This is a genomic window from Marinobacter sp. 1-4A (assembly GCF_016597725.1).
Lineage (GTDB): Bacteria > Pseudomonadota > Gammaproteobacteria > Pseudomonadales > Oleiphilaceae > Marinobacter.
The window spans coordinates 97,932-119,912 of sequence record NZ_VCGY01000008.1 but is presented as its reverse complement, the minus strand read 5'-3'; the positions used below and the strand labels follow the sequence as shown (position 1 = coordinate 119,912).

The 21,981-nt window shown below is 54.7% G+C and carries 22 protein-coding genes; 6 read left to right on the top strand and 16 right to left on the bottom strand.

The genetic code is table 11. The features are described 5' to 3' along the window. Window positions 1-41: 41 nt before the first annotated feature. The 3 genes from cgtA to rplU form a co-directional block, all read right to left on the bottom strand. Window positions 42-1,238 (bottom strand): Obg family GTPase CgtA, encoded by a 1,197-nt coding sequence (gene cgtA, locus FE845_RS15810; protein ID WP_200366797.1) that lies wholly within the window; start codon window positions 1,236-1,238, stop codon window positions 42-44. Between the two features lie 91 nt (window positions 1,239-1,329). Next, complete coding sequence (gene rpmA, locus FE845_RS15805) at window positions 1,330-1,593, bottom strand: 50S ribosomal protein L27 (RefSeq protein WP_200366785.1); 264 nt, start codon at window positions 1,591-1,593, stop codon at window positions 1,330-1,332. 37 nt (window positions 1,594-1,630) lie between these two features. Beyond that, window positions 1,631-1,942 (bottom strand): 50S ribosomal protein L21, encoded by a 312-nt coding sequence (gene rplU / locus FE845_RS15800; protein ID WP_096784044.1) that lies wholly within the window; start codon window positions 1,940-1,942, stop codon window positions 1,631-1,633. 249 nt (window positions 1,943-2,191) lie between these two features. Between rplU and ispB the strand changes: the two genes are divergently transcribed. After that, entirely contained in the window at window positions 2,192-3,160 is a 969-nt protein-coding gene (ispB, locus tag FE845_RS15795; RefSeq protein WP_200366783.1) for an octaprenyl diphosphate synthase, read from the top strand. Window positions 3,161-3,183: 23 nt separating this feature from the next. Here the strand turns inward: ispB and FE845_RS15790 are convergent, their stop codons facing one another. Continuing rightward, window positions 3,184-4,167 (bottom strand): glutathione S-transferase family protein, encoded by a 984-nt coding sequence (locus FE845_RS15790; RefSeq protein WP_200366781.1) that lies wholly within the window; start codon window positions 4,165-4,167, stop codon window positions 3,184-3,186. 262 nt (window positions 4,168-4,429) lie between these two features. On the opposite strand from FE845_RS15790, the gene FE845_RS15785 reads away from it, so the two are divergent. Both FE845_RS15785 and FE845_RS15780 read left to right on the top strand, forming a co-directional pair. Then, a complete protein-coding gene (locus tag FE845_RS15785) occupies window positions 4,430-5,341 on the top strand; it encodes a LysR substrate-binding domain-containing protein (protein ID WP_200366779.1) in 912 nt (303 codons plus the stop codon). Between the two features lie 123 nt (window positions 5,342-5,464). After that, the gene (locus FE845_RS15780) at window positions 5,465-6,994 is read left to right on the top strand and encodes a WS/DGAT/MGAT family O-acyltransferase (RefSeq protein WP_200366777.1); all 1,530 of its coding nucleotides are present in this window, start codon (window positions 5,465-5,467) and stop codon (window positions 6,992-6,994) included. Between the two features lie 2 nt (window positions 6,995-6,996). On the opposite strand, the gene FE845_RS15775 is transcribed toward FE845_RS15780, so the two are convergent. Next, window positions 6,997-7,707, bottom strand: a complete 711-nt coding sequence (locus FE845_RS15775; RefSeq protein ID WP_227714422.1) for a DUF2057 family protein — start codon at window positions 7,705-7,707, stop codon at window positions 6,997-6,999. 251 nt (window positions 7,708-7,958) lie between these two features. On the opposite strand from FE845_RS15775, the gene FE845_RS18700 reads away from it, so the two are divergent. Continuing rightward, window positions 7,959-8,162 (top strand): DUF6316 family protein, encoded by a 204-nt coding sequence (locus tag FE845_RS18700; RefSeq protein ID WP_227714421.1) that lies wholly within the window; start codon window positions 7,959-7,961, stop codon window positions 8,160-8,162. Between the two features lie 31 nt (window positions 8,163-8,193). Here the strand turns inward: FE845_RS18700 and FE845_RS15770 are convergent, their stop codons facing one another. The 8 genes from FE845_RS15770 to glyA all read right to left on the bottom strand — a co-directional run bounded on the left by FE845_RS15770 (window position 8,194) and on the right by glyA (window position 14,846). Beyond that, window positions 8,194-8,721: a phosphatidylglycerophosphatase A gene (locus FE845_RS15770; RefSeq protein WP_200366775.1), complete on the bottom strand. Its 528-nt coding sequence runs from the start codon at window positions 8,719-8,721 to the stop codon at window positions 8,194-8,196. Continuing rightward, a complete protein-coding gene (gene thiL / locus FE845_RS15765; RefSeq protein WP_200366773.1) occupies window positions 8,718-9,695 on the bottom strand; it encodes a thiamine-phosphate kinase in 978 nt (325 codons plus the stop codon). The genes FE845_RS15770 and thiL overlap by 4 nt, the downstream gene beginning before the upstream one ends. A gap of 3 nt (window positions 9,696-9,698) precedes the next feature. Beyond that, window positions 9,699-10,175: a transcription antitermination factor NusB gene (gene nusB / locus FE845_RS15760; protein ID WP_200366771.1), complete on the bottom strand. Its 477-nt coding sequence runs from the start codon at window positions 10,173-10,175 to the stop codon at window positions 9,699-9,701. Continuing rightward, window positions 10,175-10,651: a 6,7-dimethyl-8-ribityllumazine synthase gene (gene ribE / locus FE845_RS15755; RefSeq protein WP_200366769.1), complete on the bottom strand. Its 477-nt coding sequence runs from the start codon at window positions 10,649-10,651 to the stop codon at window positions 10,175-10,177. The genes nusB and ribE overlap by 1 nt, the downstream gene beginning before the upstream one ends. Before the next feature lie 47 nt (window positions 10,652-10,698). Continuing rightward, window positions 10,699-11,814, bottom strand: coding sequence for a bifunctional 3,4-dihydroxy-2-butanone-4-phosphate synthase/GTP cyclohydrolase II (gene ribBA / locus FE845_RS15750; protein ID WP_200366759.1), 1,116 nt, complete (start codon window positions 11,812-11,814; stop codon window positions 10,699-10,701). Window positions 11,815-11,890: 76 nt separating this feature from the next. Further along, window positions 11,891-13,006 carry a bifunctional diaminohydroxyphosphoribosylaminopyrimidine deaminase/5-amino-6-(5-phosphoribosylamino)uracil reductase RibD gene (ribD, locus tag FE845_RS15745; RefSeq protein WP_200366757.1) on the bottom strand — a complete coding sequence of 372 codons (1,116 nt, stop codon included), beginning with the start codon at window positions 13,004-13,006 and terminating at the stop codon, window positions 11,891-11,893. Further along, window positions 13,003-13,521, bottom strand: coding sequence for a transcriptional regulator NrdR (gene nrdR / locus FE845_RS15740; protein WP_200366755.1), 519 nt, complete (start codon window positions 13,519-13,521; stop codon window positions 13,003-13,005). The genes ribD and nrdR overlap by 4 nt, the downstream gene beginning before the upstream one ends. Window positions 13,522-13,592: 71 nt before the next feature. Continuing rightward, window positions 13,593-14,846, bottom strand: coding sequence for a serine hydroxymethyltransferase (gene glyA, locus FE845_RS15735; RefSeq protein WP_200366746.1), 1,254 nt, complete (start codon window positions 14,844-14,846; stop codon window positions 13,593-13,595). A 292-nt stretch (window positions 14,847-15,138) separates the two neighbouring features. Between glyA and ettA the strand changes: the two genes are divergently transcribed. Together ettA and radA are read left to right on the top strand one after the other, a co-directional pair. Further along, the gene (gene ettA, locus FE845_RS15730; RefSeq protein WP_200366744.1) at window positions 15,139-16,800 is read left to right on the top strand and encodes an energy-dependent translational throttle protein EttA; all 1,662 of its coding nucleotides are present in this window, start codon (window positions 15,139-15,141) and stop codon (window positions 16,798-16,800) included. Window positions 16,801-17,081: 281 nt separating this feature from the next. Continuing rightward, a complete protein-coding gene (gene radA / locus FE845_RS15725; RefSeq protein WP_200366742.1) occupies window positions 17,082-18,458 on the top strand; it encodes a DNA repair protein RadA in 1,377 nt (458 codons plus the stop codon). A 185-nt stretch (window positions 18,459-18,643) separates the two neighbouring features. Here the strand turns inward: radA and FE845_RS15720 are convergent, their stop codons facing one another. The 3 genes from FE845_RS15720 to FE845_RS15710 form a co-directional block, all read right to left on the bottom strand. Further along, window positions 18,644-19,015, bottom strand: coding sequence for a PilZ domain-containing protein (locus FE845_RS15720; RefSeq protein WP_200366740.1), 372 nt, complete (start codon window positions 19,013-19,015; stop codon window positions 18,644-18,646). Between the two features lie 264 nt (window positions 19,016-19,279). Further along, complete coding sequence (gene hemE / locus FE845_RS15715) at window positions 19,280-20,344, bottom strand: uroporphyrinogen decarboxylase (RefSeq protein ID WP_200366738.1); 1,065 nt, start codon at window positions 20,342-20,344, stop codon at window positions 19,280-19,282. 128 nt (window positions 20,345-20,472) lie between these two features. Further along, complete coding sequence (locus tag FE845_RS15710) at window positions 20,473-21,891, bottom strand: FAD-dependent oxidoreductase (protein WP_200366729.1); 1,419 nt, start codon at window positions 21,889-21,891, stop codon at window positions 20,473-20,475. Window positions 21,892-21,981: the final 90 nt, after the last annotated feature.

The following is a 21,981-nucleotide window of genomic DNA, read 5'->3' as shown; positions in this document are numbered from 1 at the left end:
TAACGGGATAACTCAGGAGGTACTGATAAAAGCACCGAAACCTAATCCTTCACATATACCACTTCAACGTCGTAGTCATCGTCGTCAAAATCATCATCGTCGTCCGCTGCTTCGCGAGCGGCTCTGCGAGCCCGTCGCTCTTCCTCTACACCGGCACGGGCCTCTTCATCCATGCGCCTGCGCCTTGCCGCTTCCTGCTCGGCAACTTCTGGGTTTTCTGCCTCTTCTACCGCGCGTTCCTCAATCCAACGCATTACCGCCTGAGTCAGCGGTTTGGTGCCTTCTCCGCTTAGCGCAGAAATACGAAACACCGGTCCTTTCCAGCCAAGCTCATCAACAATCGCCTGACAGTGGGCTTCACGGTCTGCTTCCGGCACCATATCAACCTTGTTCAACACCAACCAACGATCCCGACTGGCCAGAGTTTCGCTAAACTTTTCCAGCTCGTTTGCGATCACCTTGACGGCGTGGGCTGGCGAAGAGCCATCGTACGGAGCCACATCAACCAAATGCAACAACAAGCGAGTGCGCACCAGATGCTTAAGGAAACGCACACCAAGGCCCGCGCCCTCCGCAGCACCCTCAATCAAACCGGGTATGTCTGCGATAACAAAGCTCTGGTGCGCCTGCACGCTCACCACACCCAGATTTGGCACCAGCGTAGTAAACGGATAATCCGCAACCTTGGGCGTCGCGGCTGAGACTGAGCGTATAAAGGTAGACTTACCCGCATTGGGCAGGCCAAGCAGTCCAACATCTGCAAGAACTTTCAGTTCCAAACGCAGGTTCCTGAGCTCACCTTCAGAACCTTTTGAGGTTTGACGGGGCGCACGATTTATAGACGACTTGAACCGAGTGTTGCCGAGACCATGAAAACCGCCCTGAGCCACCTTCAGGCGCTGGCCAATGCGAGTCAGGTCGCCAAGCACTTCGTGGGTATCCACATCAACCACCGTGGTTCCAACAGGAACCGGCAGTACCAAATCCTCACCCTTAGTGCCCGTGCAATTCCGCCCGGAACCCTGCTCGCCACCTTGCGCCTTGTGCTTACGCTGAAACTGATAATCTACCAGCGTGTTCAGCGAATCGCTCGCCTCAAGATAAACGGAGCCACCATCACCGCCATCCCCGCCATCGGGGCCACCTCTGGGAACGTATTTTTCACGCCGAAAACTGAGGCAGCCGTGGCCGCCGTTACCGGCCTCAACGATGATTGTGGCTTCGTCTACGAATTTCATGAATCAACCCTTTGCGCGTAGCGCATAAACTAAAAAGCCCCGCAGCCTCATGGAAGCTTTGCGGGGCTCAACAGAACCGGATCGCCGCTGCTTAGGCAGCAGTTGGAACGATGCTTACAAACTTGCGGTTCTGTGGACCTTTCACTTCGAACACAACCTGACCGTCTGCTTTCGCAAACAGCGTGTGGTCTTTGCCCAGGCCAACATTGGTGCCTGCATGGAAACGGGTTCCGCGCTGACGAACGATAATGCTGCCTGCAGAAACTGCTTCGCCGCCGTAGCGCTTAACACCAAGTCGTTTCGACTCGGAATCGCGACCGTTACGGGTACTACCTGCTGCTTTTTTGTGAGCCATGACAAGCCTCCTAATTTAAGGTTTTTTTTTCGAGGGCTTAGCCCTGAATACCCGTGATCTTGACTTCAGTAAACCACTGACGGTGGCCCTGACGCTTCATTGAGTGCTTACGACGACGGAACTTGATGATATTGATCTTGTCGTGACGGCCGTGGCTAACCACTTCTGCAGTCACTTTGGCACCATCAACTACCGGCGCGCCAACTTTGAAATTGTCGCCATCGGCGATTAGCAGAACGCGGTCAAACTCGACGTTGCCGCCAGTTTCCACTTCCAGCTTTTCAAGCTTCAGAGTTTCGCCTTCTTTAACTCGGTGCTGTTTACCACCGCTAACAATAACTGCGTACATTAACTTTCTCCGCGATTGACCCATCCCTGCTCTTATCCGCCTGATTCTAAGGGAAGCGCTTTGGCAACCCTATAACAGGGAGCGCAGGTTGGGATGAGTTGGGCGCGTGATTGTACGAAAAGGCGCCCGGCAATACAAGCCAAGTTGACACTAACCGCAGCAATACCTAGCATTGCCGCGTCCTGCCTGTATTATCAGTGCGTCAGACAGCCACAAAACTTCAACACCAGCAAGGGATCCACAAGCCGCATGACAGCCCAGCGCATTTACGACACCGTGGCGGATGACTTCAGCCGCGTTAATGACCTGATTATCCAACGGCTTTCTTCGGACGTCCCTTTGGTAGAGAAAATAGCCCAGCACATCATCGAAAGTGGCGGTAAGCGCCTGAGACCATTACTGGTTTTGCTTTCCAGCCGGGCGTCAGGTTATCGCGAAAATGAACACCTGAAGTTGGCTGCTGTCATTGAATTTCTCCATACCGCCACCCTGCTCCACGACGATGTGGTGGATACATCGGATATGCGCCGGGGCCGGAGCACAGCGAACGCCAATTGGGGCAATGCGCCTAGCGTACTCGTAGGTGATTTCCTCTACGCCCGTGCATTCGAGATGATGGTGGAGCTTAAAAGCCTTCCTATCATGGAGATTTTGTCCCACGCGACAGCCGTTATCGCTCAGGGCGAAGTTATGCAGTTGATGAACGTGAAAAACCCGGACCTTACGGAAGAGCAATACATGACCGTGATCCATAATAAAACGGCTATGTTGTTCGAAGCGGCATCCCATTCCGGCGCTATCCTCGCTAACGCGAGCGACACGCAGAAACAGGCGTTGAAAAACTACGGTAAACATCTGGGGCTGGCGTTCCAGCTAGTGGATGATGTTCTGGATTATCGCGGCGACGCCGAAGCCATGGGCAAGAACGTGGGCGACGACTTGGCTGAGGGCAAAACCACCCTGCCCCTAATCCACGCCATGGCAAACAGCAGCGACGAAGGCCGCCAGCTCATACGTCAGGCCATTCGCAAAGGCGGGCTGGATGATCTACCAAAGGTTCTCGATCTTGTTAATGCTTCCGGGGCGCTGGAGTACACCATGGAGCGCGCCAGAATCGAAGCTGCAAAAGCCTCGGATACCCTAAACGCACTCCCGGCCTCGCCCCATAAAGAGGCTCTGGAACTGCTGACTCAGGTCGCCGTGGCGCGAGTCAGCTAAAAAACCTTCCAAAGCAAAACGGGTTAAAGGCCATCGCGCCCGTGGGGAGCGGTGAAATCCAGCTGCGGTCCCACCGGTACTACCTGCGTAGGGTTGATGGTACGCTGACTCACATAGTAGTGCTGCTTAATCTGGCGAATATCCACAGTATCAGCCACACCAGGCACCTGATACAGTTCTCTCAGATACCCTGAAAGCGCTGGAAAATCGCTAATGCGCTGGCGATTGCACTTGAAGTGGCTGTAGTAGACCGCATCAAACCGAACCAGCGTTGTGAACAAGCGCCAATCCGCTTCTGTTAGTGTACTTCCGGTCAGATAACGCTGCTTCGCCAGCTTGTCTTCCAGCCAGTCCAGCGATTCGAACAACTCGGCATAGGCTTTCTCATACTGATCCTGAGCCGTGGCAAAACCTGCCTTGTACACGCCGTTGTTAACCGTGTCGTAGACCCGCTCATTCACTGCATCAATGTCGGCCCGCAGCGCTTCCGGGTAGAAATCCAGGTCGGTGTTTACACCCTCAAGACCATCAAACGCCGAGTTGAACATGCGGATAATCTCCGCCGACTCGTTGCTGGCTATGGTGTTCTGGTGCTTGTCCCACAAAGCAGGAACCGTCACTCGCCCGGTGTAATCAGGCGCAGCTTTGGTATACACCTGGTGCATAAAGCGGAAATCATGCAGGTCGTCTTTATGGGCGCTGTCATCCGGCCGGAATTCCCAGCCGTTCTCAACCATATCCGGGTGCACTACGGACACGGAAATATGCTTCTCAAGGCCTTTCAGCTTCCGGAAGATCAGCGTGCGGTGCGCCCAGGGACAAGCCAGAGACACATACAAGTGATAACGCCCGGATTCAGCCTTGAAACCACCTTCACCGTCAGGCCCCGGCGAACCATCAGCCGTTACCCAATTGCGGAACCGCGCTGCTTCACGCTCGAATTTACCGCCGGTTTTACTGGTGTCGTACCACTTATCCTGCCATTTTCCATCAACAAGAAGACCCATACTGAATACTCCTTAAAAGCTCTGACTTAACGCACCAACCTCAATGAAGGCCAGCACCAGATACCGGGCGTCTGTCGGGCAAGCCTCTCACAAACCGTGCATTGCCAAGGATGGCAATGCCGAGCCCCCAAGGACGGGTTCACGGCGTGTTTGTGAGAGGCTTGCCCGACAGACGCGAACGCCACATGTAAAGAAGGATAGCGGCCCAACTGCTACACTCTCAAGCAACCAATTCTGGCCAACAACCTCAGATAATTCGAACATGCCCACAGCCATCACCATAGATGCCCTAAGAGTCCTAGACGCCATCGACCGAAAAGGCAGTTTTGCCGGAGCAGCAGGCCAGCTATTCCGAGTGCCATCGGCCATAAGCTACACAGTGCAAAAGCTCGAAGAAGATCTTAACGTAATGCTGTTTGACCGGAGCGGGCACCGAGCCGTGCTCACCCCCGCTGGCCGTTACCTGCTCGAAGAAGGCAGAACGCTGCTTGAGGCAGCCGAAAACCTTGCGCACTCAACCCGGCAAGTCGCTCAAGGCTGGGAAACGCGTTTACGCATTGGGTTCAACTCACTGCTTCCAGCAGAGTGCCTGTTCCCGGCGATTAAGGACTTCTATGCCCTGGGGGTTCCGGTCGACATCCAAATCACCGAAGAAGTTTTTGCCGGCACCTGGGATGCTCTGCAAAGCCGCAGGGTAGATCTCGTTATTGGTGCCGACGACATCAGCAAACCTGCTGGAAACTTCACCAGCCATGTACTTGGCATTATGGACTTCGTTTTTGCTGTTTCTTTTGACCACCCATTGGCAGAAGCCAAAACCCCCCTGACCGAAGACGACATTTGCCGCTTTCCAGCCGCGGTTGCCGCAGACTCATCCCGCTCGCTGCCTGCGGGCCACGCCGGTATATTTCACCGACAGCGAACGTTAAGCGGCACCAACATCGACCACAAAATTGCCATTCAAAAAGCAGGTCTGGGGATAGGCTGGCTGCCACGAGCCCGAGTTAAAGAGCTACTGGAATCCGGCCAACTCATCGAAAAACAGGTGTGCGAGCCGAGACAGCCCATCACCCTTCAGGCGGCGCGGCACGCCGACGACAAAGGCAAAGCATTAATCTGGTTCTGGCAACGGCTCATAACCGATCCAGCCATAACAGATTGGCTTGAGAGCTGAACTTCCCTGCAAAACACGGTCATCATGACTGCAAAGCAGAATTCAGGCAGGCAAATGAGTCAACGGCATGGTTAGCCGGTTCATTTATACTGCAACCAACCTTGTAAACAATGGAGTCCCTTGATGCGGCAGCTATCGGAACTGGATGCCTCTTTCCTGTACTTGGAGTCAGCTAATGCGCCGATGCATATTGGCAGCATCTATCTATTTGATGCCAGCGAGAGAGAAACGCCCTTAGCGTTCAGCACCTTTGTTTCCTACCTGCGTAGTCGCCTGCATGTGGTGCCGGTATTTCGCCAGCGCCTGAAAGAAATCCCGCTGCGCATGGGCCGCCCCTACTGGATTGACGACCCTGATTTCAGCATAGAGCGGCACCTGGCTTATGTTAGCCTCGGCGAAAACAGCCGGGAAGCGAGCTTAATGACACTGGCTTCCAAAATTCTGGAAGAGCCCTTGAAGCGAGACCGCCCACTCTGGCACATCACCTTTGTTGATGGTTTCCAGCTGGGTGGCGACAAAGAGGGCAAACCCGGCTTCGCACTCATTGTAAAGCTGCACCATGCAGCAATTGATGCGTTTAGCGGTGCCGAGATAATGGGAAAGCTGCTGGAATACACACCGGAACCACAACCCATTAGCGCACCTAGGCCTTGGCAGCCACGCCCGAAACCTTCAGAAGAGCGCGTTATGCTGCAGGCAGGGGCCAACATATTGCGCACACCCTGGCGAGTTACATCGATAGCTGCTGGCGCCATGGAGGCAACTGCGCGCGGCCTAATCCAGAAGCAACTGCGCAGAATACCCCTGCCGTTCCCTCTGTTTTCGGCGCCCCACAGCCCTTTTAACCGCCAGATTACAGCCAATCGCCAGATAGTCTCTGCAAAGCTGGATCTATCTCGCCTCAAGGCAATCAAAGCAACGCTGGGGGATGTCACTCTCAATGATGTCGTGCTGGGGCTTTGTGCGGAAACCCTTCACCGGTACCTTGGCGATCAGGGCGCTAACACTGGCGAATCACTGGTGGCAATGACCCCCCTATCTGTGCGCTCAAGTACACTGAACAGAACCACCGGCAACCAAATGTCTGCCATGCTCCTGGATCTTGCTACCAACGAGCAGAATCCAGCCAAGCGCATTCGCCGGATTCACTGGAACGCAGTAGCGTCTGAGCCATACCGTGAAGCCATTGCAGCAGATCGCCTTACCGAACTGCTGCCTTCCACGATGCTAGCCCTATCAGCACGACTGTATTCGGAGCTACAGATCGCCCAGCGCTATCAACCCGTATTCAACCTGCCCATTACCAACGTTCCGGGGCCCCAAGTACCTCTATACCTGCAAGGCGCAAGGTTGGTGCAACAGTATAACGCCGCCCCGCTTTTCGACAGCATGGGGCTGGTTATTGTAGCTGTAAGCTATCAGGGTAGCCTAACCCTCAACTTTACTATATGCCCAGACGTGGTGGCCAACGGGGACTCTCTGCGACACCATGCCTGCGCGAGTCTCGATGCCATTGAGCAAGCCGCCAGCATGCTGGATCCTGAGGAGATGCACACTCCACTTGAAGAAACCCGGAGCCAGTCACTGGCAGACAGCGCGATGAACTTGCTAGAAGGTTCACTAAAAAAACTGACAAGCCGCCTCAGGCGTTAACCCTACTCAAACGCCCAGCGCAGAAACGCTTTTTTCTCTTCTTCTGACGCAGTCTCCCAGACGGCTTTCAGTCGGTTCAGCGGGCTAACATCTTCGCTATTGGCTAAAGCCTCACCATCGTCGCCACCCTCGCCGAGGGTCAAGGATGTGCTTGCCACCAGAGGCTTGTCGATACCCGACCAGTTACTTGAGCGAGCCAAGGCCTGTCCATCGGCCCCCACAATCGCCGCTGAAAACTCGGGAAGCGCATCTTCAGCCTGTCGGCGGGTTTTAGGTTTGGCAAATTCGAAACGGTAGACGGCATTGGGGCTCGCCTCAAACCGCACAACTTGGGGCTTACTTTCGATCACATGAACCTTCGACTCGCCATTGTTCACAACCCCAGATTTGGCCCAGATCGTTTTGTAGGTGAACACCACCTCGTTTTCACCGGGCAGTAGCGCATAATCCAGCGCTAAGTCGTCCATGAGGTAGTTGGTCATCGAGCGCCCGTTAACCCGGTTGACATGAATAACACCCGGCGCTTTCAAGATTGCCGCGTTCAACGCATTCGCGGGCTCGCCATCCCAGGTCTCAATTTTTGTAAGTGCGGATGAACAACCGGCCAAGGTTGTGAAAAGCAAAGCCGAAAGAAAAAACCGACATATCTGCAGCCACCAACGGAAACCGCTCATCTCTAACCTTGTAACACGCAAAACGCTAAAAACATTCATGCTATTTCCTTATGGTAAGGGGAAGCTTGTTCGGGCCGGGCCAACAGCCTGTTGATACGCATTTTGAACACCGTGACCACTGAGGGCAACCGGTTCCACAAATTGGGGTGTACGCATTTAAACAGGAGGTCAACATATTAATGTTAAAAAAACATTGAATTTGTCAAAAAATGTATTAATTTTAAGCAGACCCTTATAAAACACATATCGCCCGACATACCATAGACGTAGGTCGGACACCGGAGCCGGCCATGAATACTCAGGGCAGATCAGGAGAAGATAGACGTATCCCCTTTCGGAGCAGTCGTTTTTTTTGTGTCGGAAACAAATGGTACTTCACAACCCGCGAAGGATTCGATAGCGGCCCCTTCGCATCGCGCGAGCGCGCCGAAATCGGCTTAAAGCGCTTTCTACACGTGGTAAAGCTGCTTCCTGAAGAGCATCAAGTGCACTAATGCAAGCTCATGAAAGCCTTGACCCCTTATTCTAGAGTATGTAAGGCATCAGCCAGAGATCAATCGCGAATAAGCACGGAAGCGCCATCACACCAGCAACTACGTCATCAACCATGATCCCCAACCCACCGGGCAGCCGCTCATCCAGCCAATTAATAGGCCAAGGCTTGAGCACATCAAAAAACCTAAAAACCAGAAACGCTGACAAAACTCCATAGATTTGGTCTGGAAACAGCCCGAGGGCAATCCACATGCCCACAAACTCGTCCCAAACTATGCCGCCGTGGTCGTGCACTTTTAAATCGGCTGCGGTCTTTCCACATAGCCAAACACCCAGCACGAACGCCAACGCAACAACAGCCCAGTAAGCGATGGGCGGCAGCCATGCGAAACCGTACCAAAGTGGAATGGCAGCCAAACTACCCCAAGTTCCAGGCGCCCGGGGTGCTGCGCCGCTGCCAAAGCCGAAGGCCAAAAGGTGTACCGGGTTCTTCAGGAATCCGGGGGGCAAAATGGCTTGTGGTAAATCCGGTTCTGGCCATTGTTCTTCTTGGCTCATGCCTTTCTCCTGAAATGATCAAAACCTGTCGCTTCAGAACCTGAGACTACAGCACTGCCGTCAAGGCGCAAACCGGCTACGGGTTCAATCACACCGACAACCGTGAGCTGTTGCTTAAGCCACTCCGGCGCCGCTACCCAGCTCGCTTCCGAAATAGTCGCACACAACTCATAGTCATCACCGGAATGCAGCGCATAATCTGTGGCTGCGGCACCCTTCAAGCGCACGAGCGCCGGAGATAAGGGTATCCGGGCAAGCTCGATACTGGCGCCTACATTAGAAGCCTCAAGAATATGATTAAGATCCGCCAGCAATCCGTCGGATATATCAATGGCGGCTGTTGCAAGCTTCCTGAGAGCTATACCCAAATCTAATCTTGGCTGCGGATGGTGGTAACGTTCCAGCACAAACTGTTCATCCGCTGCCACGGAATGGTCGGCATCAAGATCGTCTTGGGCCGGAAGGTAGTCTAGTGCGGCGCCAGCATCCCCCAAGGAGCCAGATACAACAATCAGGTCACCAGCTCTGGCTCCGGTGCGCCGAATCGCGCATCCCTGCTCCACAACTCCGTGTACTTGCACGCTCAGTGTCAGAGGGCCGCGGGTTGTGTCGCCACCAGCGAGTGCCAAACCGAAAGACTCAGCCGCATTGCCAAGCCCAAACGCAAAATCCCGCAACCAGAGTTCGTCTGCTTCGGGAAGTGTTAGCGCAAGCGTAAAGCAGCCAGGCTCAGCGCCCATGGCCGCAAGATCACTCGCCGCCACTGCGAGGGCTCTCCAACCAAGATAATCGGGGCGATAACCAACGGGGAAGTGCACGCCTTCAACCAGCGTATCGATAGAAAAAACCAGATCAGAACCGGGTGGAACTCTCTGAACTGCGCAATCGTCGCCCGGCCCCACGATAACGGAGCTGGAACCGTGCAGACGTGCTAACGGCATAAAGTATTGCCGTATCAGCTCAAATTCTCCCATCGGTCAGCGCGGGCGCGTCTCGGCAAGGCGCAAGCGGCGGCCTAATTTATCCAGCACACTGTTAACAAACTTATGTCCTTCTGTGCCGCCAAACCGCTTCGCCAGCTCTATGCCTTCATTGATAACTACTTTGTAGGGCACATCCATTCTGTGGCGCAGTTCATAGGCACCCACGCGAACAATGGCCAACTCCACAGGGTCTACTTCAAGTAGCGGGCGATCAAGAAATGGCTCGATCAGTTTGTCCAACTCCGCCTGTTCGCGATGAACACCACGCAGAACATCGCGAAAATACAGAGAATCCACTTTGGTCATGTCATTATCGACCATGAACTCAGCTTCAATATCCGAAATCGGGCTCTTGGTAAAGTGGCGCTGGTAAAGCCCCTGCATTGCCAGAATCCGGGCGCGGCGGCGATCACCAGCTTTTGGCTGGCCTGTCGGCGCCGGGCGGGGTGTCGTATCTTCAGTGTCGCTCATTACTCACCCAGTTTGTTGAACAGGCTAACCATTTCAAGCGCTGTAATTGCTGCTTCGGCGCCTTTGTTACCGGCCTTGGTGCCCGAGCGCTCAATGGCTTGCTCGATAGAATCTACAGTCAGCACACCAAAGGTTACCGGCACGTCTGTTTCAAGGCTGACGGCGCCGATGCCACTAGAAGCCTCACCCGCTACATACTCAAAATGCGGGGTTCCACCGCGAATCACGGCTCCTAGAGCAATAATGGCATTGTACCCACCGGTTTCGGCAACGCGCTTCACAGCCAGAGGCATTTCATAGGCGCCGGGCACACGGACGATGGTTATATCGCTGTCTGCAATTCCATGGCGGCGCAGCGTGTCGATGGCTCCATCTACCAGACTTTCCACAACAAAACCGTTAAAACGACCAACCACCAGCGCATAGCGCCCGGTGCACTGGGTAAAATCACCTTCAATTACTTTGATATCGGCCATCGGTGGCTCCTTCTCGGGCTGCAACCGCAATGCTGCAACCGGGTTTATCAGTCCGGGGTGTAGGGAATGTACTCAACTACTTCCAGATCGAATCCGGAAATGGCCGAGTATTTTACGGGCGGGCTAAGCAGCCGCATCTTGCTTACGCCAATGTCCCGCAGAATTTGGGAACCGGTGCCCACGGTGAAATACACACCAGAGCTGCCCTTGCCAGAGGGCCCGTGTCCTTGATCGAAAAATTCGTGAATACGGTCTTCCAGATTGTAGCTGTCCTCTGCACTGTTCAGCAGAACAACAACCCCACAGCCTTCAGTGGCCACCTTTTCAAGCGCATGATGCAGCGGCCAGCTTCGGGAATCCTTGCGGCGCGCGCCAAGCAAGTCCCTAAGGGTATCGGTAATATGGACACGCACGTGCACCGGCTCATCTGCCGGAATTTCACCGTAAACCATGGCAAGGTGCGTGGAACCCTGAATAATATCCCGGTAGGTGCGCAGTTTGAACACGCCGTATTCCGTATCGAGCTGGTTCTCTTCAACACATTCAACGGTGCGTTCGTGGGTAGTGCGATAGTGGATCAAGTCCGCGATGGTGCCGATTTTGAGCTCGTGCTCTTCAGCAAAACGCTCAAGATCCTCGCGGCGAGCCATAGACCCATCATCATTCATGATTTCACAGATAACACCCGCCGGCTCGCTTCCGGCTAGAGCTGCCAGATCACAGGAGGCTTCCGTATGACCCGCGCGACTGAGCACACCGCCGGGATCAGACATTAGTGGGAAAATATGTCCCGGCTGCACCAAGTCTGACGCTTTGGCATTACGGGCAACGGCTGCCTGCACGGTACGCGCACGATCAGCAGCTGAAATACCCGTGGTTACGCCCGTTGCCGCTTCAATGGACAGGGTAAACTTGGTACCGAAGCCCGAAGCGTTCTGCTGGACCATCAAGGGCAATCCCAGCTGCTCGCAACGATCGCGTGTCATAGGCATACAAATAAGACCACGACCAAAGCGGGCCATGAAGTTGATGTCCTCGGCGGTGCAGTGTTCAGCCGCCATAACCAAATCACCTTCATTTTCACGATCTTCATCATCCATCAGGATAACCATCTTGCCCTGACGGATGTCCTCAATGATTTCTTCAACGCTGTTCAGTGCCATACTGTTTTGCACCCTTTCAATGCACCCATTACCGCCTCACAAAAGCAGCTACAGTGCGCACCATGAATTTAAACGCTTAGCGGCGAATCAGGATCAGACGCTGGTCTTCTCCTACCTGCCGCCGGTCTTGTACCGTCCATTCGATTTTGTCGGCCATGGTTTCCAGCGGAAGATGTGCTGTCGGCCTACCGTTGCTGCCCAGAAAAACCGGAGCCTGATAAAGCCAGAGTTCGTCTACCAACTGCTCGTTGATGAACGTGCCTGCCAGCGTTGGGCCAGCCTCAACCAGAAGTTCATTAATGCCCAATTCGCCCAGCGAATCCAAAAGCTCGGCAACGTCGATACCATTATCCTTCCATGAAACACCCTTGAGGCGAATTCCCAGTGCCGCAAGATCTTGCGCGGGCGCTGTTGCTAGCGTGGACGATGCGCAAAAAACCTGCACTTTACCGCCTCGCAAAATGGTTGCAGACGGTGGCGTTCTCGCATCTCTATCGGCGATCACGCGAAGCGGTTGCCGCGAAGGCTCGGTGGCGTCGCCAATATCCCCAAGTTCCTCACGGCGGACGGTTAACGAGGGATCATCCGCGAGCACAGTACCTACACCGGTAAGAATTGCGTCGCTCACCGCACGGAGCCGCTGTACGTCACGGCGGGCTTCTTCCCCGGTAATCCATTGGCTCTCGCCGGAGGCCATGGCCGTGCGGCCATCCAAGCTTGCCGCCATTTTCAAGCGCACCCATGGACGGCCGGTATTCATGCGCTTCATAAACCCGGGGTTCAGGCGTGCCGCTTCATCTGCAAGCAGTCCAACATCAACTCTGATCCCGGCTTCACGGAGCATATCAAGCCCCCGGCCCGAGACCGATGGATTGGGATCCTGTGTGGCTGCAAAAACCCGCGATATGCCCGCGTCAATCAAGGCCCGGGCGCAGGGCGGTGTACGCCCAAAATGACTGCATGGTTCAAGCGTGACATAAGCAGTGGCGCCACGGGCGGCGGTACCGGCTTCGCTCAAGGCGCGGGTTTCTGCATGCGCTTCCCCGGCTCGCTCATGCCAGCCTTCACCCAAAATTTTGTCACCACGGGCTATCACGCAGCCAACCCGTGGGTTGGGGTGCGTTGAATAGCGGCCACGCCATGCAAGCTGCACGGCTCTGGCCATCATGGACCGTTCCCGGAGTTCGGTCATTTCTTTCCTTCAGGAGATTGCTTGTCCGCCAAGGCCTTTGCAACATCCACCGCCGCCTCGCCGTTACTGGCTGAGAGCCGCTCGATTTCTTCCTTGAATTCATTGATGTCTTGAAAGCTGCGGTAAACAGAGGCAAAGCGCACATAGGCTACCTTATCGAGCTGCCGAAGCTCGGTCATTACCTCTTCGCCCAGCTGCATGGATTTCACCTCTCGCTCGCCCGTTGCCCGTAGCCGGTAGCGTATACGATTCAGTGCAGCATCAATTTGCTCAATACTAACCGGGCGCTTTTCCAGCGCCTTCATAATACCGGAACGCAACTTGTCTTCGTCAAAAGGCTGCCGAACGCCATCTTGCTTGACGACCCTTGGCATTATCAGTTCTGCGGACTCAAACGTGGTAAAGCGTTCACGGCAGGAAAGGCACTCTCTGCGGCGGCGCACCTGATCGCCCTCGGTAACGAGCCGCGAGTCAATAACTTTGGTATCCGCTTCACCACAGAAAGGACAGTGCATATCAGGTACTCCGGGAGGGCGCCGGGTGGTGCGGCTATCGCGCACCTTGCCCGGCAAGCATTACCAGACGCTTAAGCGTATACCGGGAAGCGCGCGCACAGGGCTTCAACCTGCTCACGGACACGGCTATTCACAGTTTCGTCTTCCAGATTATCAAGGATATCGCAGATCCAACCTGCCAGCTCACGACACTCAGCTTCACCAAAGCCACGAGTTGTAATCGCTGGCGTACCAAGGCGCAGGCCAGAGGTCACAAACGGCGAACGCGGGTCGTTAGGCACTGCGTTCTTGTTCACGGTAATGTGCGCACGACCCAGTGCCGCGTCTGCATCTTTACCTGTGATGTCCTGTTTGATGAGACTGACCAGGAACAGATGGTTTTTGGTGCCACCGGAAACCACATCGTAGCCGCGATCAACAAATACGTTCGCCATAGCGGAAGCGTTCTTGACCACCTGCTGTTGATAGGCCTTGAACTCGTCGCTCATTGCCTCTTTGAAGCAGATTGCTTTGGCAGCAATCACGTGCATCAAGGGGCCGCCCTGGCCACCCGGGAAAACAGCGGAATTCAGTTTTTTGTGCAGAGCCTCATCATCGCAGGCCAAAATCAGGCCACCACGGGGTCCGCGCAGGGTTTTATGAGTTGTTGTGGTCACCACATGTGCGTGAGGCATGGGGTCGGGATAAACGCCCGCAGCTACCAGACCAGCCACATGGGCCATATCTACAAACAGGTAGGCATCAACCTTGTCGGCAATGGCGCGAAAACGGGCAAAATCCAGTTCCTGTGAATAGGCAGAGAAACCGGCAATGATCATCTTCGGTTTGTGCTCAACCGCTAGAGCTTCCAGCTCATCGTAATCAATCAGACCGGTATCCGTATCGATACCATATTGCACGGCATTGTAGATCTTGCCGGAGAAATTCACGCCAGCACCGTGGGTTAGGTGGCCACCGTGGGCCAAGCTCATGCCTAATACCGTATCGCCCGGATTAACCAGCGCCATAAAAACGGCTGAGTTGGCCTGCGACCCGGAGTGCGGCTGTACGTTCGCGTAAGCGGCACCAAACAGCTCCTTGGCGCGATCGATAGCAAGCTGCTCGGCAATATCAACAAATTCACAGCCACCGTAGTAACGCTTGCCGGGATAACCCTCAGCGTACTTATTGGTAAGGTCACTGCCCTGAGCTTCCATTACTCTCGGGCTGGTGTAGTTCTCTGATGCAATCAGCTCAATATGAGCCTCCTGACGCTTGCTTTCCGCCTGCATGGCGTTCCAGAGTTCGTCGTCGAAACCGGCGATCTTCATATCACGATTAAACATCGATGTGCTGCCCCTGTGTGCTGACTGGCCCGGAGAGTCTTGGGAATGCCTCCGGAATCCCTTAAAATTCGGGCCGCTATTCTAGCCCATTACCGGGTTGGAAATCATCCTTTATACAGTTCGCAGATACCGTCATGCCGATATCGCCTGTTTTCCTGAAATTGCTATAGCTGCCTTGTTTCGATACCTTACAGACCCAACTGTCAATCCTAATTGCAAGGTTGCGCAAGGCGATAGCAAAATCCCCTTACGGAACCTTTTCACATCTCGTTTTTAAGAGGGTAATGCCTTTATGGCCCAATACGTATATAGCATGAACCGCGTGGGCAAGGTGGTTCCGCCCAAGCGTGAAATCCTCAAGGATATTTCCCTGAGCTTCTTCCCGGGCGCCAAAATTGGCGTACTCGGTCTCAACGGTTCCGGTAAGTCCACCCTTTTACGCATTATGGCGGGCGTGGATCAGGATTACATCGGTGAGGCCCGCCCCCAGCCTGGCATCAAAGTAGGCTACCTGCCTCAGGAACCGGAGCTGGACGACAGCAAAACAGTCAAAGAGATTGTCGATGAGGCTGTTTCCGAAGTTCATGACGCACTGGCAGAACTGGACAAGGTTTATGCTGCCTACGCTGAACCGGATGCAGATTTTGATGCGCTAGCGAAAAAGCAAGGCGAGCTGGAAGCGTTGATTCAGGCCACCGACGGCCACGATATAGAACGCAAAATGGAAGTAGCTGCTGATGCCCTGCGCCTACCCGCTTGGGATCAGCCGGTAAAAAATCTCTCCGGTGGTGAGCGTCGTCGCGTGGCTCTCTGCCGCCTGCTCCTCTCCGGCCCGGACATGCTTTTGCTGGACGAGCCGACCAACCATCTGGACGCAGAGTCCGTAGCCTGGCTGGAGCGCTTCCTGCACGATTACGAAGGCACTGTGGTTGCCATCACCCACGACCGTTACTTCCTCGACAACGTAGCTGGCTGGATTCTGGAACTGGACCGGGGCCAGGGCATTCCGTTTGAAGGTAACTACAGTCAGTGGCTGGAGAACAAACAGCAGCGGCTGAGCACCGAAGCCAAGCAGGAAGCCTCGCACCAGAAAGCCATGAAGCAGGAACTGGAGTGGGTGCGCAGCAACGCCAAAGGCCGCCAATCCAAGAGCAAGGCCCGTCTGGCGCGCTTCGAAGAAATGAGCTCGCAGGAGTTCCAGAAGCGCAATGAAACCAACGAGATCTATATTCCACCCGGGCCTCGTTTGGGCGACAAGGTCATCGAAGTGGAAGGTATAAGCAAAGCTTTTGGTGATCGCCTGCTTTACGAAGATGTGTCCTTCACCGTGCCGCCAGGTGCGATCGTTGGCATTATCGGTGGTAACGGTGCTGGTAAATCCACGCTGTTCCGAATGATTGCCGGTCACGACCAACCTAATTCGGGCACCATCACCGTGGGTGAAACCGTTCAACTGGCCTACGTGGATCAAAGCAGAGACCTGGACGGTTCGAAAACTGTGTGGGAACTGCTCAGTGATGGCCAGGACATCATTAAGGTCGGCAACTACGAAACGCCTTCAAGGGCCTATGCCGGCCGCTTCAACTTCAAAGGCTCTGACCAGCAGAAGCGGGTGGGCGATTTGTCCGGCGGTGAGCGTAACCGCCTGCACTTAGCGAAGCTGTTGAAAGAAGGCGGCAACGTATTACTGTTGGACGAACCTACCAACGACTTGGACGTAGAGACCCTGCGCGCGCTGGAGGAAGCTCTGCTGAATTTCCCGGGCTCCGCTATGGTTATCTCGCACGACCGCTGGTTCCTTGACCGAGTAGCCACGCACATTCTGGCGTTTGAGGATGATGGCGAGGTGGTGTACTTCGAGGGTAACTTCGCCGAGTACGACGAAGACCACAAGAAGCGCAAAGGGGACTCCGCCATGGTGCCCCAGCGTATGAAGTATAAGAAGTTGGCGTAAATGACAACACCCCCTCTCCCCAACCCCTCTCCCTCAAGGGGCGAGGGGCTTTACTGCACTACCTGTGAGATTAGTGCAGAGACCTCAGGCTTCAGGTGTGTAGCCCCCCTCTCCCCTCTCCCGTGAAGGGAGAGGGTCTTTGCTGCACTGCCTGTGAGATTTGTACAAAGACCTCAGGCTTCAGGTGTGTAGCTCCCCTCTCCCTTCACGGGAGAGGGGCCGGGGGAGAGGGTGAGAGGGTGAGAGGTTGAACGCTCCGCAAAACCACCAGGACTATCTTCATGGCAAAAGCAAAAACCGCCTACGTTTGCACTGAGTGCGGCGCCGACTACTCCAAATGGCAGGGGCAGTGCACTGCCTGTCAGGCATGGAATACAGTCAGCGAAGTTCGTGGCGTCAGCAGCAATGCAAAAGGTGCTCGCGGAGTGCGCTTTGAGGGTTTCGCCGGCAGTTTGTCAGCGGTGCAAAGCCTTGGTGATGTAAGCCTCGCCGAGCAGGAGCGCATAAGTACCGGCATGCAGGAGTTCGACCGGGTTCTAGGTGGCGGGCTTGTGGAAGGTTCTGCTGTGCTTATGGGCGGACACCCCGGTGCAGGCAAGAGTACGCTGCTGCTTCAGGCTGTGTGTCACTTGGCTGCTAGCGTGCCAGCGCTTTATGTAACAGGCGAAGAATCTCTGCAGCAAGTGGCCATGCGCGCGAAGCGGCTTGGCTTGCCCACCAAAGATTTGAAAATGCTGTCAGAGACCAGTGTCGAGCGTGTTATGCAGGTGGCTGAGGCGGAGAAACCACGGATTTTGGTGGTGGACAGTATCCAGGTGATGCACGTTGCGGACATTGAATCAGCTCCGGGTTCGGTTTCTCAGGTTCGAGAAAGTGCTGCGTTTTTGACTCGCTTTGCCAAACAGACGGGCACAATTCTGTTTTTGGTAGGCCATGTCACCAAGGATGGTAGCCTTGCTGGGCCGAAGGTTTTGGAGCACATGATTGACTGCTCTATTCTGCTGGAGGGCTCCAGTGACAGCCGCTACCGCACCTTGCGCGGGATTAAGAACCGCTTTGGCGCGGTGAACGAGCTTGGTGTGTTCGCTATGTTGGAGCAGGGTCTGAAGGAGGTTAAGAACCCCAGTGCCATTTTCCTGAACCGTGGTGAGGAAGCCGCGCCCGGTAGTGTGGTTATGGTGGTGTGGGAAGGCACACGGCCGATGCTGGTGGAGATTCAGGCGCTGGTAGACATGGCTCAGGGTGGTTACCCTCGTCGCGTTGCAGTGGGGCTGGATCAGAATCGTTTAGCCATGCTGCTGGCCGTGCTGCACCGCCATGGTGGCTTGCATGTGTCGGACCAGGATGTGTTTGTGAATGTGGTGGGTGGCGTGAAGGTGAATGAGACCAGTGCGGATTTGGCGTTGCTGGCTGCCATTGTTTCTTCGTTTCGGGACCGGGCGCTGCCGCAGGATTTGGTGATTTTTGGGGAGGTTGGGTTATCGGGGGAGATCCGTCCGGTGCCTAGTGGTCAGGAGCGGATTAATGAGGCAGCCAAGCATGGGTTTACTCATGCTCTGGTACCCAAAGCCAATGCACCACGTAAAGCTATAGCGGGGATGAAGGTAATTCCAGTAACTAAGCTTAGTGAGGCTATTACGGCGCTGGAGGAGCTTTAGGTTTGAGCCCCCACTGTCGGCCTTGGCAGTCCGGCAGAAGCGGGGAAACCTTTCCAAAAACCGCTACAAGCACATCCATGTGCACTTGTCTCCGGCCATCCTTGGCCTACGACATTTTTGGAAAGGTTTCCCCGCTTCCGCCTGCATATTTCGTGATTCGCCTGCTAGCAAAAATCTAAAACCGACTAATCAATAAGCCGGGTAAATTCTCGCTCAAGAAGAACCTGATCGCCAAGATTCAACTCAACAAGGCGCTTCAGGTGCGTCGCGCTTTCCAGGTCTATGTACTGGCACTTAAAGCCAAGTCGTTGAGATTCAATGTGCTTTAACTCAACCGCCATAACAATCCCTACCTGTTCCCCATCAAGATGGATAACCACCTCACAGGGTTGGTTTAACGGCACATCCCACCCTTCTGGCCGTTTAACCAAAACGCCTTTCAGGGAAATGTCCAGAACCTCTGTTGTCCACACGCTTTCAATCGCATGCAATTCGCAAGGCGCATCAAAGCTTATTCGGTGGAACTTTCGTTTTTCTGCAGATTTAGAGGCGGGCAAGGGACTGCTCCTTTGTTTTCAATGTCATCTGCCATGACTATAGACTGCGGGGAGTTGCCAATCCAGAAGAGTTCTACTCAAGGAAAACTGTCAGAAGGCGCGCTGAGAGGATCAATGCGAGAGTTGAGCCACCGGTTCCAAAAATGTCGTAGACCAAGGACGGCCGGAGACAAGCCACATGGATGTGCTTGGAGCGGTTTTTGGGACCGGCGGCTCAACACCCGCCCACTGAGCCCGCAGGCCCGTGAACGGGGATAGTAAATACTAGCGATGATACTCCGGACTCAATTCAACAACTGCCTCGATGAAGGCTTTGGCGTGCTCAGGATCAACATCCGGGGTAATGCCGTGGCCCAGATTGAATATATGGCCAGGACCCGCGCCGTAGCGACGCAATATATCAGCCACTTCTTCACGAATCCGCGCCTTGGGTGCGTAGAGCATGGTGGGATCCATGTTGCCCTGCAGTGCCACGCGGTCGCCGATGCGGGAACGGGCCTCGCCGATATCCGTGGTCCAATCTAGGCCTACAGCATCAGCGCCAGAGTCGGCAATGGACTCAAGCCACTGGCCACCGTTTTTGGTGAACAGGATTGCCGGCACATAGCGCCCATCGTTTTCGCGAATCAGGTTATCGACAATCTTCTTCATGTAACGCAGAGAGAACTCCTCGTACGCCCAGCCGCTGAGCATGCCGCCCCAAGTATCAAAAATCTGAACGGCTTGAGCACCGGCCTTAATCTGGCCGTTGAGGTAATCGATAACGGCGTCTGCAAGAAGGTCCAGCAGTTGATGCATGACTTCTGGCTGGCCGTACATGAGTTTTTTGGCTTCGCGGAAATCTTTGGAGGAGCCGCCTTCAACCATATAGGTCGCCAGCGTCCAGGGGCTACCCGAGAAGCCGATCAAGGGAACGCGGCCATTGAGCGCGCCCCGGATGGTGGAAACAGCATTCATCACGTAATCAAGGTCGGTTTCTGCCTCGATCTTCGGCATTGCATCCACATCCGCTTGGGAGCGTATGGTGTGCTTGAACTTGGGGCCTTCGCCGGCTTCAAAATACAACCCTAAGCCCAGAGCATCGGGAATGGTGAGAATATCAGAGAACAGAATAGCGGCATCCAGCGGGAAACGCTCAAGCGGCTGGAGAGTCACCTCACACGCCAAAGGCGTGTTCTTGCACAAGCTGAGGAAGTCACCCGCTTTTTCCCGGGTAGCGCGATACTCGGGCAAATAACGGCCGGCCTGGCGCATCATCCATACCGGGGTACGATCAACAGGCTGGCGCATCAGGGCGCGCAGGAAGCGGTCATTCTTCAACTCGGTCATAAGGATCCCAACGTTGTCTCTTTCAAGTGGTCTAAACGGAACGAGAGCAATGATACCCCGTTTGCCATAATAAAAAAGGCCAGCTTACCCTTACTAAGCTGGCCTTCTGATCCGAATCAAAGCGTTTGTCAGATATCCAGATAATCCATGATGCCTTCGGCAGCCTGACGACCTTCCCAGATTGCGGTCACCACAAGGTCTGAGCCTCGAACCATGTCGCCACCGGCAAAAACTTTCGGATTGCTGGTTTGGAAGCCGTACTCCGCCTTTTCCGGGGCGGTTACCCTGCCCGACTCGTCGGTGTTGATGGTTAGGTCATCAAACCAGTCCGCCGGGCTTGGACGAAAGCCGAAGGCAACCAGCACTGCATCTGCCGGGATAACCTCTTCACTACCGGGCACCACCTCCGGGCGGCGGCGACCGTTTTCATCCGGCTCACCAAGCTGTGTCGACACCACTTTTACACCTTCCACCTGATCCTCACCAATGATGGCGATGGGTTGGCGATTGAATAGAAACTTCACACCTTCTTCCTTGGCGTTGGAAACTTCGCGGCGCGAGCCTGGCATGTTGGCCTGATCGCGACGATAAGCGCAGATCACGCTTTCTGCCTGCTGGCGGATGGAGGTGCGGTTGCAGTCCATGGCGGTATCACCGCCACCAAGCACCACCACGCGTTTGCCTTTCATATCAATGAAGTCCGCTGGATCTTGTTCAAAGCCAAGTCGACGGTTAACGTTGGACACGAGGAACGGCAAGGCATCGTAGACCCCCGGCAAATCCTCGCCAGGAAAGCCGCCCTTCATGTAGGTGTAGGTTCCCATGCCCATAAACACAGCATCGTATTCGTCAAGAATGTCCTGCATCTGAACATCCTTACCCACTTCCGTGGACAAACGGAACTCAACACCCATTTCCTCAAACACTTGACGCCGACGCGTCATCACAGATTTTTCCAGTTTGAATTCCGGGATACCGAAGGTCAGCAAGCCACCGATCTCCGGATACATATCGAACACCACCGGCTTCACTCCGTTGCGCACCAGCACATCGGCACAACCCAGACCCGCAGGGCCCGCGCCTATCACGGCTACCTTTTTGTCCGTCCACTTAACCGCAGACATGTCCGGCTTCCACCCCAAGGCGAAGGCCGTATCGGTAATGTACTTTTCAACAGAACCGATAGTAACCGCGCCAAAACCGTCGTTCAGGGTGCAGGCACCCTCACACAAACGATCCTGAGGGCAAACCCGGCCACAGACTTCTGGCAGCGAGTTGGTTTGATGACACAACTCCACGGCTTTCATGATATTGCCCTCCGACACCAACTTCAGCCAGTTCGGGATGTAGTTGTGCACCGGACACTTCCACTCACAATAAGGATTACCGCACTCCAGACAGCGATGGGACTGGGATGCCGCATGATCTGCCGCAAGCGGGTGGTAGATTTCACCGAACTCTTTTTTGCGTTTCTTCGCAGGCACCTTCTTCGGGTCTACCCGCCCTACTTCCACAAATTGGAAATCGTTGTTAAGTCGTTCTTTCATGTTGGCGCTCTCATCAGCTCAATATCGACAAGGGCTGCTGATCTGAGCAGCCCTAAACCCTTACAAGGAAACAGACTCAATGCACTGACC